This is a genomic window from Stenotrophomonas sp. RG-453 (assembly GCF_033843685.1).
In the GTDB taxonomy this organism is placed as follows: domain Bacteria; phylum Pseudomonadota; class Gammaproteobacteria; order Xanthomonadales; family Xanthomonadaceae; genus Stenotrophomonas; species Stenotrophomonas bentonitica_A.
The window spans coordinates 195257-209547 of record NZ_JAMYED010000007.1; the positions used below are offsets into that span (position 1 = coordinate 195257).

14 protein-coding genes are annotated in these 14291 nt (G+C 66.6%); 13 read left to right on the forward strand and 1 reads right to left on the reverse strand.

Annotated features, from left to right (window positions below; translation table 11 throughout):
• Positions 1–93: 93 nt before the first annotated feature.
• Positions 94–741 (reverse strand): flagellar basal body P-ring formation chaperone FlgA, encoded by a 648-nt coding sequence (gene flgA, locus NJD74_RS14780; protein ID WP_102788471.1) that lies wholly within the window; start codon positions 739–741, stop codon positions 94–96.
• Between the two features lie 105 nt (positions 742–846).
• On the opposite strand from flgA, the gene NJD74_RS14785 reads away from it, so the two are divergent.
• The 13 genes from NJD74_RS14785 (at position 847) to NJD74_RS14845 (ending at position 14226) form a co-directional block, all read left to right on the forward strand.
• Positions 847–1791: a chemotaxis protein gene (locus NJD74_RS14785; protein ID WP_070471614.1), complete on the forward strand. Its 945-nt coding sequence runs from the start codon at positions 847–849 to the stop codon at positions 1789–1791.
• 159 nt (positions 1792–1950) lie between these two features.
• Positions 1951–2346, forward strand: coding sequence for a flagellar basal body rod protein FlgB (gene flgB, locus NJD74_RS14790; RefSeq protein WP_019184775.1), 396 nt, complete (start codon positions 1951–1953; stop codon positions 2344–2346).
• Between the two features lie 3 nt (positions 2347–2349).
• Positions 2350–2757 carry a flagellar basal body rod protein FlgC gene (flgC, locus tag NJD74_RS14795; RefSeq protein WP_019184776.1) on the forward strand — a complete coding sequence of 136 codons (408 nt, stop codon included), beginning with the start codon at positions 2350–2352 and terminating at the stop codon, positions 2755–2757.
• Between the two features lie 26 nt (positions 2758–2783).
• Positions 2784–3470, forward strand: a complete 687-nt coding sequence (locus NJD74_RS14800) for a flagellar hook capping FlgD N-terminal domain-containing protein (protein ID WP_019184777.1) — start codon at positions 2784–2786, stop codon at positions 3468–3470.
• Positions 3471–3501: 31 nt separating this feature from the next.
• Positions 3502–4725, forward strand: a complete 1224-nt coding sequence (flgE, locus tag NJD74_RS14805) for a flagellar hook protein FlgE (RefSeq protein WP_319624471.1) — start codon at positions 3502–3504, stop codon at positions 4723–4725.
• Between the two features lie 32 nt (positions 4726–4757).
• Complete coding sequence (locus tag NJD74_RS14810) at positions 4758–5513, forward strand: flagellar basal body rod protein FlgF (protein ID WP_019184779.1); 756 nt, start codon at positions 4758–4760, stop codon at positions 5511–5513.
• A gap of 105 nt (positions 5514–5618) precedes the next feature.
• Positions 5619–6404, forward strand: coding sequence for a flagellar basal-body rod protein FlgG (gene flgG / locus NJD74_RS14815; protein WP_319624472.1), 786 nt, complete (start codon positions 5619–5621; stop codon positions 6402–6404).
• A 22-nt stretch (positions 6405–6426) separates the two neighbouring features.
• Positions 6427–7119, forward strand: coding sequence for a flagellar basal body L-ring protein FlgH (flgH, locus tag NJD74_RS14820; protein WP_319624473.1), 693 nt, complete (start codon positions 6427–6429; stop codon positions 7117–7119).
• Positions 7120–7210: 91 nt separating this feature from the next.
• Positions 7211–8341: a flagellar basal body P-ring protein FlgI gene (locus NJD74_RS14825; protein ID WP_319624527.1), complete on the forward strand. Its 1131-nt coding sequence runs from the start codon at positions 7211–7213 to the stop codon at positions 8339–8341.
• 1 nt (position 8342) lies between these two features.
• On the forward strand, positions 8343–9557 hold the full coding sequence (locus NJD74_RS14830; RefSeq protein ID WP_319624474.1) for a glucosaminidase domain-containing protein: 1215 nt from the start codon (positions 8343–8345) through the stop codon (positions 9555–9557).
• Between the two features lie 8 nt (positions 9558–9565).
• Entirely contained in the window at positions 9566–11446 is a 1881-nt protein-coding gene (gene flgK / locus NJD74_RS14835) for a flagellar hook-associated protein FlgK (protein WP_319624475.1), read from the forward strand.
• Positions 11443–12645 carry a flagellar hook-associated protein FlgL gene (gene flgL / locus NJD74_RS14840; RefSeq protein WP_319624476.1) on the forward strand — a complete coding sequence of 401 codons (1203 nt, stop codon included), beginning with the start codon at positions 11443–11445 and terminating at the stop codon, positions 12643–12645. Before flgK ends, flgL begins: the two co-directional genes overlap by 4 nt.
• 351 nt (positions 12646–12996) lie before the next feature.
• Positions 12997–14226 carry a flagellin gene (locus NJD74_RS14845; RefSeq protein WP_319624477.1) on the forward strand — a complete coding sequence of 410 codons (1230 nt, stop codon included), beginning with the start codon at positions 12997–12999 and terminating at the stop codon, positions 14224–14226.
• Positions 14227–14291: the final 65 nt, after the last annotated feature.

The window sequence follows — 14291 nt, forward strand, 5'->3', positions numbered from 1 at the left end:
TGCGGTTCACAAGGGATAACGGCCGGGCGGACGCCATCTTTAGGGGAATATTGCAGGTTTCGCGGGGAAAGTGGCGCGTATTCACAATGGTGTTCAGCGCGTCACTAAAACGTCACCGCTGGCCGCGACGGTGCCCTGCACGATCTTGCGCGAGGACAGGTTCTCGACCGAGACCCGCTCGTTTTCGCCGGCATCGGCCATGGCGCGTCCGGCTACCCGGACCTCCACCCCGCCCCGCCGCGACACCAGCGCGACACTGTCGCCCCGCCGCACCAGCCGCTGCGCGACCAGATCATTGGCCGAGAGCAGGCTGCCCGCACTGAGGGTCCTGCGTGCCACGCGACCGACCGCGGCGGCCGGATCGGCCAGCGCAGCACCGGCGATCCGTGCCGCATCACGCTGGCCAGTCGTGATATCGGCCGCCGAGAGGGTTTCTCCAGCGGCCACGCCACGGTTGAGGATCAGCACGGTCTGGTTGCGACGCACTTTCACGGGCACGAACAGGCGCCAGCCACCCGCATCGGGGCAGCTGACCTCCACGGTGCTGCTGCCGGTCGGCTGGGCCGCCAGCGGCTGGCCGCACGCCGGCAGGCGCAGTGCCGAATCCAGCGTGGTGTCACCTTCGCTGCCGGCCGGGAGGGTGCCCAGCGCCGCCTGGCGGATGCTGTCCACGGGTTGCCAGCCGCCGGCGGCCCAGGCGGGCGCCACCAGCACCAGCGCGGCAAGGACAAGAGAACGCATGGGCACTCCACGGGCAAGGAACATGGGCAGCACGATGCAAGGGCCGTGCCGAAGCCTGGCGCACGCCGCGCTCAAGTCATCGCCACCGCCGCCGATACCAAGCCCATGTCCCATGACCTGCTCAACCGCATCGACCAGCGTACGCGCCTGGCCGGCCACAATCGTCTGGCCCTGCTGCTGTTCCGGCTGGGGGGACGTCAGCTTTTTGGCGTGAACGTGTTCAAGGTGCAGGAAGTCCTGCGGCGCCCGGATCTGTTCCAGGTGCCCGGGCTGCCCAGCCAGTTCGCCGGTGTGGCCGATGTGCGTGGCCGCTCGGTGCCGGTGCTGGACCTGGGCCTGGCGATCGGCCATCCCGAGCGTGAGCCCGATGCCGACAAGGCGCCGGGCTATCTGGTGGTGACCGAGTTCAACCGCTCCATCCAGGGCTTTCTGGTCAGTGGTGTGGAACGCATCGTCAACATCGCGGTGGAAGACATCCATCCGCCACCGGAACTGGGCGCCGAATCGAGCTACCTGACGGCGGTGACCCGCTTCCAGGGCGAGCTTATCCAGGTGATCGACGTGGAAAGCGTGCTGGCCGACATCGCCGAGATCCGGGGCGAAGCGGTGCTGGACCCGTCCATGGCCCTGCCCCCCGATGCCCCGCCGATGCAGGTGCTGGTGGTGGACGACTCGCGCGTGGCCCGCCAGCAGATCCGCAGCGTGCTCGACCAGCTGGGGGTCGGGGCGACCCTGCTCTCGGACGGCAAGCAGGCCCTGGATCACCTCCTGCAGATCCATGCTTCGGGCGAGAACCCGGCCGAGCGCTACGCCATGGTGATCTCCGATATCGAGATGCCGGCGATGGACGGCTACACCCTGACGACGGAAATCCGGCGTCACCCGGGCCTGGCCGGCCTGTACGTGCTGCTGCACACCTCCCTGTCGGGCGTGTTCAACAACGCGATGGTGGAACGGGTCGGCGCGAACGCGTTCGTGGCCAAGTACTCCCCGCATGAGCTGGCGGACTTCCTGCTGGACCGCCTGCGCAAGGTGGCGATGGCGGCATGACACGCCGCCCAGCGCGGCCGGAATGACCCCCGGCCGCTAGACGACATCCACGCCTGGCGTGGATCCACCCCGGCGTGAACACGCCGCCGGGGAGCGGCCCGCAGCCCCCTCTGGCACGCCGCTTGCACTGCCCCAGGCATCGTCCCGTGGGAGTGCGTCATGCCCAATCTGATTTCGAACTATCTGGGTGTCCACGCCCAGGCCATGCCGTTGCGCGAGCAGCGGATGAAGCTGATCGCCAGCAACCTGAGCAACGCCGACACCCCCGGGTACAAGGCCCAGGACCTGGACTTCGATGCCGCCCTGCGCAATGCCCAGGGGCTGGATGCCAACGGTCTGATGAGGACCACCAACGAACAGCATTATGAGATCGGCAACGGATTGAACCCGTTCCAGATCGCCAAGGAAGGCGTGCAGCCGAGCATCGACGGCAACACCGTCGACCCGGATGCAGAACGTGCCGCCTATGGCCGCGCCGCGCTGGAGTACCGCGCCTCGCTGAGCTTCGTCGAATCCAAGGTGCGCTCCATGCTCACCGCGATCACGGGGCAGTAAGCCATGAGCAATCTGCCCATCTTCGACATCGCCGGGTCCGCGCTGCAGGCGCAGTCCGTGCGCATGAGCACCATCGCCTCGAACCTCTCCAATGCCGACACCGTCGCCGGCTCGGCCGATGCGGTCTACAAGCCGCTGGAGCCGATCTTCCAGTCGGTGACCAGCCGCAACGATCCGAACATCACCACGGTGCAGGTCAAGGAGATCAGCCAGAGCAACGCCGCGCCGATCCAGCGCTACGAGCCGGGCCACCCGCTGGCCGATGCCGATGGCTACATCTACCAGCCGGACGTGGACCCGGTCGCGCAGATGGTCAACCTGATCTCCACCTCGCGCAATTACCAGGCGGGCGTGGAAATGCTGACCACCGCCAAGGAACTGGCGCTGGCCACGCTGACCATGGGTCGCTGACCCTCTAACCGCAGGAATCCCCTCCCATGAGCAGCACCACCGGCGTCGGCCAGAACAGCAGCGACATCTACACCGCACTGGGCCTGAACGCGCCCAACAGCGATACCAGCAAGAAGAAGAGCACCCTGGACCAGGCCGATTTCATGCGCCTGATGACCGAGCAGCTGCGGCACCAGGATCCGCTCAAGCCGATGGACAACACCCAGATGGTCGCGCAGATGGCGCAGCTGTCGCAGGTCCAGGGCATCACCGACCTCAACAACACGGTCAAGGGCTTCCAGGATTCGATGTCCAGCGACCAGATCCTGCGCGGCGCGGCCCTGGTCGGCCACGAAGTGCTGGTGCCGTCGGAAAAGCTGGCCCTGGAGAAGGACGGCGATGTGACCGGCATGGTCGCCGCGCCCGGCGCCGGCTTCGTGACCGTGGACATCACCGATGCCAACGGCGTCAAGGTCAACCAGATCAGCGTGGAAGCCAAGGCCTCCGGCGAAGTCACCTTCGATTGGGACGGCAAGGATGCCAACGGCAACCGCATGGCCGAAGGCACCTACACCATCGCCGCCTCGCACACCGATACCGCCGGCACCAAGACCAAGCTCAACACCTACGTGCAGGCCCCGGTGGAGAGCGTCACGGTCGGCACGGACGGCCTGTACCTCAACCTCAAGGGTCTGGGCACGGCCCCGATCGACTACGTGCTCCGCATCAGCTGAGCCGCCTCACCCGCATCCACAGGAGCATCCCATGGGCTTCAACGTCTCGTTGTCCGGCATCAACGCAGCCAATGCCGATCTGAACGTCACCGCGAACAACATCGCCAACGTCAACACCACCGGCTTCAAACAGTCGCGCGCGGAGTTCGCCGATCTGTTCTCGGCCACCAGTTATGGCCTGTCAAAGAACGCGGTCGGTTCCGGCGTGCGGGTGACCAACGTGGCCCAGCAGTTCTCGCAGGGCAACAACGAACAGACCGGGCGCAGCCTGGACATGGCCATTTCCGGCGAAGGTTTCTTCACCCTGACCATGAACGGTGAGCGCGTGTACTCGCGCGCCGGCAATTTCCAGACCGACCAGGCCGGTTACGTGACCAACCCGCAGGGTGCGCGACTGCAGGTGTTCGCCCCGAATGCGGACGGCACCAACTTCGATGCCGGCCGCCTGACCGACCTGCAGCTGATGACCACCGACAGCCCGCCGCGGCAGACCGGCAAGGTCGATGTGAGCTTCACCCTGCCGGCCAACGCCAAGCAGCCGACGGTCGCCGCCTTCGACCCGACAGACTCCAACAGCTACAACCACTCCACCGGCGGCATCACCGTGTACGACTCGCTGGGCGTGAGCCACACCCAGACCTCCTACTTCGTGAAGACCGACAACCCGAACGAGTGGCAGGTCTACAACTATGTGGACGGCAAGGCTGCCGGTACCCCGACCACGCTGCAGTTCTCCGACAGCGGTGCGTTGACCAGCCCGGCCGACGGCCAGATCGTCATGGATCCATTCACCCCGACCACCGGCGCCGGCGTGCTGTCGATGTCGCTGAACCTGAGCGGCTCGACCCAGTACGGCGAGAAGTTCGCGCTGCGCAACACCCAGCAGGACGGCTATGCAGCGGGCAAGCTCAACGAGATCACCGTCTCCGAAGAGGGCATCGTCTACGCGCGCTACTCCAATGGCGATGACAAGGCGCTGGGCCAGGTCGCCCTGACCACCTTCAACAACGCACAGGGCCTGGAAGCCAAGGGCAACAACCTGTGGACGGAAAGCTTTGCCTCGGGCACGCCGCGTACCGGTGCGCCGGACAGCTCCAACCTGGGCAAGATCCAGGCCGGTTCGCTGGAAGCCTCCACGGTCGACCTGACCGAGCAGCTGGTCAACATGATCACCGCCCAGCGCAACTTCCAGGCCAACTCGCAGATGGTCTCCACGCAGGACCAGATCACCCAGACCATCATCAACCTGCGTTGATGAGCCACTGACCGCAACACGGGACTACACCGATGGACAAGGCACTCTACGTCGCGATGACCGGTGCACGCGCCTCCCTGCAGGCGCAGGGCACGCTGTCGCACAACCTGGCCAACACCGATACCCCCGGCTTCAAGGAGGCGCTCGCCAACACCGAGGCCTTCCCGATCAAGGGGACCGGCTATGCCTCGCGCGTGGATGCCCTGCACGTGGATGCCGGCTTCAACCGGCGCATGGGCGCCCAGCAGATTACCGGCAACCCGCTGGATCTGTCCCTGCAGGCCGGCAACTGGCTGGCCGTGCAGGCACCGGGCGCCAATGGCGGCGAGGCGTATACCCGGGGTGCGGCGCTGTCGATCACGCCCAATGGCCAGCTGGTGACCGCCGGCGGCCATCCGGTGCTGGATGAGAACGGCAACCCGATCGCGATCCCGCCGCACCAGGCGATGGACATCGGCAACGACGGCACGATCTCGATCATCCCGCTGGGCGAAGGCCCGCAGACGATGGCCAACATCGGCCGCATCCGCGTGGTGCAGGCCGACGACGCACGGCTGGAACGCGGCCTGGATGGGCTGATGCGCAACAACGACCCGCAGCAACCCTTCGTGCAGGCCCAGGGCAAGTCGCTGGAAAGCGGCCAGCTGGAAGGCAGCAACGTCGATGCGGCCGGTGCGCTGGTGCAGATGATCCAGCTGCAGCGCCAGTACGAAATGCAGGTGAAGGTCATCAAGCACGGCGATGACAACGCACGCAGCGCCAACAGCCTGCTGCGCCTGGGCGGTTGACCGTGCGCCGTGACGTAATCCCGGCGCCGTTCTGGCACGCGCCATGCATTGCCCTTCGCAAGGGCCGCACCACGCGGCCACCCGCTACAACACAGGAATGACGCCATGAACCAGGCATTGTGGATCGCCAAGACCGGACTGGATGCGCAGCAGACGCGCATGTCGGTGGTTTCCAACAACCTCGCCAACACCAACACCACCGGTTTCAAGCAGGACCGTGCCAGTTTCGAAGACCTGCTGTACCAGCAGGTCCGTCAGCCGGGCGGTGCGTCCTCGGCGCAGACGCAGCTGCCTACCGGCCTGCAGATCGGCACCGGCGTGCGCGTGGTGGCCACCGCCAAGAACTTCGAGCAGGGCAGCCAGCAGCAGACCGGCCGCGCACTGGATGTGATGGTCAACGGCCGCGGGTTCTTTGAAGTGCAGATGCCGGACGGTTCCTCGGCCTACACCCGCGACGGCTCGTTCCAGCGCAACCAGGATGGCGAGCTGGTCACCAACAGCGGCTACCCGGTGCAGCCGGGCATCCAGATTCCCGAAGGCGCGCAGTCGCTGACCATCGGCACCGACGGCACGATCAGCGTGAAGATGGCCGACGACGCCGCCTCGGTGGAAATCGGCGCACTGACCCTGACCGACTTCGTCAACCCGGCCGGCCTGCAGGCCCGCGGTGAAAACCTGTTCCTGGAAACCACCGCCTCCGGCCCGGCGCAGAACGGCAATCCCGGCCTCAACGGCCTGGGCACCGTGGTGCAGGGCGCGCTGGAAGGCAGCAACGTCAACGTGGTGGAAGAGCTGGTTTCGATGATCGAAACCCAGCGCGCCTACGAAATGAACGCCAAGGCGATCTCCACCACCGACGCGATGCTCGGCTACCTCAACCAGAACGCCTGATCGGTCGACCCGGGAACCTGCCATGTCGCGTCTTGCCCCTACCCTCTGCCTGCTCGCTGCCGCCGTCATCGTCGCCACCCTGAGTGGCTGCGTGATCGCCGGCGATGTCCGCCCCTACCCGGCCATGGCGCCGGTGGAACCGATCATGCCGGCCTCGGCCCAGGCCACGGCCGGTGCGATCTACGCCGCCGGCCCCGGCCTGCAGCTTTACTCGGACCGGCGCGCCCGCGATGTGGGCGACCTGCTCACGATCACGCTGACCGAGAACACCACCGCGCAGACCACCGCCAACACCTCCACATCGAAAGAGTCGGAGCTGAGCATCGGCACGCCGACCATCTTCGGCGCCCCGGTCACGCTCGGCGGCAAGGACATCCTCAGTGCCAGCGCCGCCGGTTCGCGCGATTTCACCGGCAAAGGCACCAGCGCGCAGAGCAACCGCCTGCAGGGCAGCGTGACGGTCACCGTGATCCAGCGCCTGCCCAACGGCAACCTGGTCGTGCAGGGCGCCAAGAACCTGCGCTTGAACCGGGGCGATGAGCTGGTGCAGGTGCAGGGCATCGTGCGCGCGGCGGACATCTTCCCGGACAACACCATTCCCTCCAGCCGCGTTGCCGATGCCCGCATCGTCTACGGCGGCCGTGGCGCGATCGCCCAATCCAACGCGATGGGCTGGCTGAGCCGCTTCTTCAACTCGGCGCTGGCGCCGTACTGAGCCTGACATGACCTTCTCCCTTTCCCTGTTCCGGCAGCGACGCATGGCGTACCCCCACGTGGCGAAGCAGCGACGCGCGGCGTCGCTCTACATGGTGACGCAACGCGTGGTGTCGCACGGCGCGACGCGTGCCGTGCTGGCGCTGCTGGCCGTGTTCGCGCTGGTCGCGCCCGCCTCCGCCGAACGCATCAAGGACCTGGCCCAGGTCGGCGGCGTGCGTGGCAACGCGCTGGTCGGCTACGGTCTGGTGGTCGGCCTGGATGGCAGCGGCGACCGCACCAGCCAGGCGCCCTTCACGGTGCAGAGCCTGAAGAACCTGCTGGGCGAGCTGGGCGTCAACGTGCCGGCCAACGTCAATCCGCAGTTGAAGAACGTGGCGGCCGTGGCCATCCATGCCGAGCTGCCGCCGTTCGCCAAGCCCGGCCAGCCGATCGACATCACCGTTTCCTCGGTGGGCAACGCGGTCTCGCTGCGCGGCGGCTCGCTGCTGATGGCGCCGCTGCGCGGTGCCGATGGGCAGGTCTACGCCATCGCCCAGGGCAACCTGATCGTCGGCGGCTTCGGTGCGCAGGGCAAGGATGGCTCGCGCGTGTCGGTCAACGTGCCCAGCGTCGGCCGCATTCCCAATGGCGCCACCGTCGAGCGTGCGCTGCCGGATGTGTTCAGCGGCGGTGGCGACATCACCCTGAACCTGCACAAGAACGACTTCACCACGGTCTCGCGGATGGTGGCGGCACTGAACACCGCCTTCGGTGAAGGCGCCGCCCGCGCGATCGATGGCGTCACCGTGGCGGTCAACGCGCCGTCCGATCCGGGCGCGCGCATCGGCCTGCTGGCGCGTATCGAAAACCTGGAACTGACCCCCGGCAGTGCGCCGGCCAAGGTGGTGGTCAATTCGCGTACCGGTACGGTGGTGATCGGCGCGCAGGTGCGCGTGGGCGCTGCGGCGATCTCCCATGGCTCGCTGACCGTGACCATCAACGAGAACGCCAACGTCAGCCAGCCGGGGGCGTTCAGTGGCGGCCAGACCGTGGTGACGCCGCAGTCGACCATCACCGCTACCAACGATGGCAGCCGCATGTTCAAGTTCAACGGCGGCACCACCCTGGATGAAATCGTGCACGCGGTGAATGCCGTGGGCGCGGCCCCGGGCGATCTGATCGCCATCCTGGAAGCCCTCAAGCAGGCCGGCGCGCTCAGTGCCGAACTCGAGGTGATCTGACATGCGCATCCAACCGGCCTTGGAACTCAATCCCGCCCAGCCCAACAGCCCGGCCAAGGTCGACAAGGTCGCCCGCCAGCTGGAGGGCCAGTTCGCGCAGATGCTGATCAAGAGCATGCGCGAGGCGAGCTTTGGCGATTCGCTGTTCCCCGGCGAAAACACCATGTTCCGCGAGATGTACGACCAGAAGATCGCCGATGCGATGACCCGCGGCCGCGGCCTGGGGCTGTCGAGCATGATCGCGCGGCAACTCGGCGGCGCCGAAGGCGAGGCGGCCAAGCCGGTCGATACCACGCTCAATCCGGCCGCGGCGCTGCGTGCCTACCGCCTCAATGCACCGGCCGGTGGCATGCCGCTGCCGGCCAGTGCTGCGCCGCCCGCGCCGCGCGAGGCCGACCTGCTGCAGCAGTTGAACGGCGAGGCACCCTCTGCCGTGCTGCAGCCGATGGAACGCGCGCTGGACCTGATCGCCGGTCGTGAAAGCAGCCAGATGCATGAGGCGATCGGCCGCAGCGATCCGTATGCGGCGGCCGCCGGGAGCGACCCAGCCAGCGCCGACTGGGCCATGGGCGATGACCGCTGGAGCGGTGTGACCCGCCCGGCGGCCAGCGGCCCCAGCGCGGTCGACAACCTGGCCGCCTCCACCGCCGCAGCCGAGCTTGGTCCGCATACCCCGGCCGGCTTCGTTGCCAGCATCTGGGGCCATGCGCAACAGGCCGCGCGCGAACTGGGCGTGGATGCCAAGGCGCTGGTCGCCCAGGCCGCGCTGGAAACCGGCTGGGGCCGCAAGCTGGTCCGCCGCAGTGGCGGTGACAGCTCGCACAACCTGTTCGGGATCAAGGCCAACGGCTGGCAGGGTGAGCGCGCCACCAGCGGCACCCACGAGTACGTCAACGGTGTGCGCCGCAGCGAGACGGCAAGCTTCCGCGCCTACAACTCGGTGGGCGAGAGCTTCGCCGACTACGTGCGCCTGCTCAAGACCAGCCCGCGCTACCAGAACGCCCTGCAGGCCGGCAGCGACGTACGCAGCTTCGCGCAGGGCCTGCAGCGCGCCGGCTACGCCACCGACCCGACCTATGCGGCCAAGATCGCCGCGATCGCCGGCGGCCCGACCATCGAGCGCGCCGTTGCGGCGGTGAGCGATGCCGGCGAGCGCCTGGGCCGCACTTTTGCCAGCACCGCCAGCCCGACCGGGCTGGGTGTCATCCGTCGTTGAGGTAACCCATGTCCAGCGTACTCTCCACCGGCACCAGCGCCCTGCTCGCTTTCCAGCGGGCCCTGGCGACCACCAGCCACAACGTCGCCAACATCAAAACGCCTGGCTACAGCCGCCAGAAGGTGGACTTCGCCACCGCCAACCCGCAGAACTACGGGTATGGCGACGTCGGCAATGGCACCCGCATCACCGATGTCCGCCGCGTGGCGGACCAGCTGGCCATCTCGCGCCTGCTCGATGGCAGCGGTGAGCTGGCGCGCCTGAAGCAGTTGTCCACGATGGCCGACCGGGTCGATGCCATGTTCTCCGACGCCTCCACCAACGTGGCCGGGGTCTGGTCGAACTTCTTCGATTCGGTCAGCGGACTCTCATCCAACGCCTCGGGCAGCGCCGACCGGCAGAACGTGCTGGACAGCGGCAAGACCCTGGCCAACCGCTTCCAGCAGCTCAATACCCAGCTCAACAACCTCAATGGCGAGGTCAACAACGGCCTGATCGCCGGCGCCACCGAGATCAACCGGCTGGCCCAGGAGATCGCCCAGCTCAACGGTTCCATCGGCAGCAACGCAGCCACGGCGGCCCCGGACCTGCTCGATCGCCGTGACCAGCTGATCGCCAACCTGGTCGGCTACACCGGCGGCAACGCGGTGATGCAGGACGGCGGCATCATGAATGTCTACACCGCCGGCGGCCAGGCCCTGGTGGTGGGCACCACCGCCTCCAAGGTCACCACCGTCACCGATCCGTACCAGCCCGAGCGCCTGCAGCTGGCGCTGGAGAGCCAGGGCCAGAAGATCACCATCGATGGCAAGACGCTCGGCGGCCAGATCGGTGGCCTGCTGGAGTTCCGCAATACCGTGCTGACCCCGGCGCAGGCCGAGCTGGGCAAGCTGGCGATCGGCATGGCCAGCAGCTTCAACGACGTCCACCGCCAGGGCGCGGATCTGTACGGCAACATGGGCGGCGACTTCTTCACCATCGGCAACCCACGCATCACTGCCAACAGCAGCAACACCGGCACGGCCAGCATGAGCGCCAGCTTCGGCGACCTGTCCAAGCTGGATGGCCAGAACATCGTGATGAAGTTCGATGGCACCCAGTGGCAGGCCACCCGCGCCGACACCGGCGCCACGATCCCGATGACCGGCACCGGCACCGCAGCCGACCCGCTGGTGCTCAATGGCGTCAGCCTGGTCATGAGTGGTACGCCGGCCAAGGACGACCGCTTCCTGCTGCAGCCTACCGCAGGCGTGGCCGGCAGCATGGAAGTGGCGATCACCGACACCTCGCGCATCGCCGCCGCCGCGCCGATCAAGGGCAGCGCCGCGATGGCCAACACCGGCACCGGCAAGCTCACCGGGGTCAAGGTGACCGACGCGGGCAACCCGGCGCTGCGCAATCCTGCGGCGATCGTGTTCACCAGTGCCACCGAATACACGATCGATGGCGTCGGCCCGAACACCTACACCGCCGGGCAGACCATCACCGCCAACGGCTGGAGCTTCGTGCTGGACGGCGCACCCAAGCAGGGGGATACCTTCAACATCGGGCCGACCCCGGCCGGCTCTTCGGACAACAGCAATGCGCTGCTGCTGGCCAAGGTCGAGCAGGCCAAGACCTTCAATGACGGCACGATCACCCTGAGTGGGGCACTGGGTGGACTGACCACCCAGGTCGGCGCGGCTGCGCGCTCGGCCGAGTATTCCCTGATGGCACAGCAGGTGATCACCGACCAGGCCCAGGCGGCGCGCGACTCGATTTCCGGCGTGAACCTGGATGAAGAGGCCTCGGACATGCTCCGCCTGCAGCAGGCCTACCAGGCCGCCTCGCAGCTGATCTCCACCGCCGACACCATGTTCCAGACCATCCTCGGAGCCGTCTCGCGATGAACAACCGCATTTCCACCGGCATGATGTTCAATCAGTCGGTGTCCCTGATGCTCGCTTCGCAAGCAAAGATGAATCACCTCGAGCGCCAGATCGCCACCGGCAGCAAGATCGTGTCGGCCAAGGACGACCCGGTCTCGGCCGGCACGGCGGTCGGCCTGGACCGTACCCTGGCGTCGCTGGACCGCATGCAGCTCAACGCAGGCAACGTGCAGAACCGGCTCGGCCTGCAGGAAAATGCCCTGGCCCAGGTCGGCGACATGATGGGCCGCATCACCGAATTGACCATCTATGCCAACAATCCGGGCCTGGCCGCCGCCGACAAGGAGTCGATGGTCACGGAAATCGAGGCGATCCGCGGCAATCTGCTCGCGGTGGCCAACAGTACCGACGGCACCGGCCGCTATCTGTTCGGTGGTACCGATGACGCCAGCCCACCGTTCAGCCAGGTCGATGGCCGCATTGTCTACAACGGCGACCAGAACCAGCGCGAAGTGGAAGTGGGTCCGGATACCTACGTGAAGGACGCCCTGCCCGGCAGCGAGATCTTCATGCGCATCGTCACCGGTGACGGGCACGTGGACGGAAAAGCCGCCGCCGGCAACACCGGCAGCGGCGTGCTCACCAACATCACCCGCGACAGCGACGGCAGCTGGAACGGGGAAGGCTTCAGCGTGCGCTTCACCGGCACCGACAGCTATGACCTGCTGGACGCCGGTGGCGCCGTGGTGTCCAGCGGGACGCTCAAGACCGGCGACGACCTGGTGGTCAACGGGGTGCGCCTGCATATCGAGGGTGCGCCTGCCGCCGGCGATATCTTCGAGGTCAGCCCCGCGTCAAGCCGCGATATCTTCGGCACCCTGGATTCGCTGATCGGCGCACTGAAGATGGATACCGGCACCCCTGCCCAGCAGGCGGCCCAGCAGAACCTGCTGCAGAGCGGCCTGCGCGACGTGGCCCGCGCCTCGGAGCGGATGATCGACTCCCGCGCCGCCGGTGGCGCCCAGCTCAAGGCCCTAGACAACGCCTCGGACATGCGGGAATCGAACGTGGTCACGCTCAAGACCACCCTCTCGCAGATGCGCGACCTGGACTATGCCGACGCGCTGAGCCAGTACCAGCTGGAGAAGACCGCCCTGCAGGCGGCTCAGACCCTGTTCTCGCAGATGCAGTCGATGTCGCTGTTCAACATGATCCGCTGACCGCCCCTACAACCCGGGTTGGCCTGAAGGCCGCGATGCTTTGAGCATCGCGGCCTTTTTGCTTTCGCGCCGCGCTGGGCGCGGCTCACGGATCCCTCTGGCCGGCCCGCACAGACCCTATTCACGCACAAAGACACGCCCTGCTGCCATCCATCGCCCCTAGCGGGGCGTCCTCAGGCGGTGAAACCTCCCTAGCCTCGTCTCCCAGGCAATGCCAGCCAAATCTCCGCCTAAAGGTTGTTGACAAAGAGCCGTTATTGATTTGGCAACAGCGAAGCACACAGCCAAAAACAAAAAAACGGCGGCGCTTCGTTCCATTCACCACCGGGATTCCAATAAGGGAGACGACCCATGGCACAGGTAATCAACACCAATACGATGTCGCTCAACGCTCAGCGCAACCTGAGCACCAGCGGCAACTCGCTCGCTACCACCATCCAGCGCCTGTCGTCGGGCCTGCGCATCAACAGCGCAAAAGACGACGCCGCCGGCCTGGCGATTTCCGAGCGCTTCGGCACCCAGATCCGCGGCACCGATGTCGCGATCCGCAACGCCAATGACGGCATCTCGCTGGCCCAGGTCGCCGAAGGTTCGCTGAGCGAAGTCGGCAACAACCTGCAGCGCATCCGAGAGCTGGCCGTGCAGGCCTCCAACGCCACCAACTCCTCCAGCGACCGCAAGGCGCTGCAGGCCGAAGTGACCCAGCTGGTCAGCGAAATCGACCGCGTCGCCAAGCAGTCCGACTTCAACGGCACCAAGCTGCTCGACGGCAGCTTCACCAGCCAGTTGTTCCAGGTGGGTGCGAATGCGGGTCAGGCGATTGCCATCAACAGCGTCGTCAACGCGAAGGCCGACTCCTTGGGCGCGGCAACCTTTGCGGACGTCTACAACACTCAGGCCATCGCCGCTGACAAGCCGACGGCTGACACCGTGTTCTCTGGACTTCAGATCTCCGTGACGCCGAAGGGCGCCGCCGCTGCAACGAGCTTCACTATTGCCGACTTCTCAGTGAAGTCCGGCGAGTCGACGGTGGCAGCCACCGCTGCTGCGATCAACTCGAAACTGGGCGAGACAGGCGTGATGGCCAAACTCGAGAACGGCAAAATCAGTCTGCATTCCGTTAAAGACGGCCAGGCCTTCACTGTTGCAGCAAGCGCAGCTACGCCGCCGGCCGGCATCACGCCAGTCGCCATAAATCTCGCAAACATCGGTCTTGAGCAGGTGGCCGGCGGAACGGGTGGGAGCCTCACGACTGCGGCCGCTTCCTTCGTCAAGGACTTGAACGTCACCACCGCTGAGAACGCCCAGCAGGCGCTGTCCATCGTCGATAACGCATTGGAATCCGTCAACAGCGTCCGCGCCGACCTCGGCGCGATCCAGAACCGATTCACCTCGGTGGTGGCCAACCTGCAGACCTCCTCGGAGAACCTGTCGGCCTCGCGCAGCCGCATCCGCGACACCGATTTCGCCAAGGAAACCGCGGAACTGACCCGCACCCAGATCCTGCAGCAGGCCGGCACCGCCATGCTGGCCCAGGCCAACCAGGTTCCCCAGAACGTGCTCAGCCTGTTGCAGCGCTGACATGCGACGCTCCTGAAGCACGTCAGGGGCGGCTAACCCAACTCACGTGCAACTGCTCAAGGACC

Excerpts from the sequence above, each read along its gene's own strand:
- NJD74_RS14810 (WP_019184779.1), top strand. The coding sequence starts at position 4,758 with ATGGACAAGGCACTCTACGTCGCGATGACCGGTGCACGCGCCTCCCTG.
- flgH (WP_319624473.1), top strand. The coding sequence starts at position 6,427 with ATGTCGCGTCTTGCCCCTACCCTCTGCCTGCTCGCTGCCGCCGTCATC.
- flgE (WP_319624471.1), top strand. The coding sequence starts at position 3,502 with ATGGGCTTCAACGTCTCGTTGTCCGGCATCAACGCAGCCAATGCCGAT.
- NJD74_RS14785 (WP_070471614.1), top strand. The coding sequence starts at position 847 with ATGTCCCATGACCTGCTCAACCGCATCGACCAGCGTACGCGCCTGGCC.
- flgK (WP_319624475.1), top strand. The coding sequence starts at position 9,566 with ATGTCCAGCGTACTCTCCACCGGCACCAGCGCCCTGCTCGCTTTCCAG.
- flgC (WP_019184776.1), top strand. The coding sequence starts at position 2,350 with ATGAGCAATCTGCCCATCTTCGACATCGCCGGGTCCGCGCTGCAGGCG.
- NJD74_RS14830 (WP_319624474.1), top strand. The coding sequence starts at position 8,343 with ATGCGCATCCAACCGGCCTTGGAACTCAATCCCGCCCAGCCCAACAGC.
- flgG (WP_319624472.1), top strand. The coding sequence starts at position 5,619 with ATGAACCAGGCATTGTGGATCGCCAAGACCGGACTGGATGCGCAGCAG.
- NJD74_RS14845 (WP_319624477.1), top strand. The coding sequence starts at position 12,997 with ATGGCACAGGTAATCAACACCAATACGATGTCGCTCAACGCTCAGCGC.
- flgB (WP_019184775.1), top strand. The coding sequence starts at position 1,951 with ATGCCCAATCTGATTTCGAACTATCTGGGTGTCCACGCCCAGGCCATG.
- NJD74_RS14800 (WP_019184777.1), top strand. The coding sequence starts at position 2,784 with ATGAGCAGCACCACCGGCGTCGGCCAGAACAGCAGCGACATCTACACC.
- flgA (WP_102788471.1), bottom strand. The coding sequence starts at position 741 with ATGCGTTCTCTTGTCCTTGCCGCGCTGGTGCTGGTGGCGCCCGCCTGG.
- NJD74_RS14825 (WP_319624527.1), top strand. The coding sequence starts at position 7,211 with ATGGTGACGCAACGCGTGGTGTCGCACGGCGCGACGCGTGCCGTGCTG.
- flgL (WP_319624476.1), top strand. The coding sequence starts at position 11,443 with ATGAACAACCGCATTTCCACCGGCATGATGTTCAATCAGTCGGTGTCC.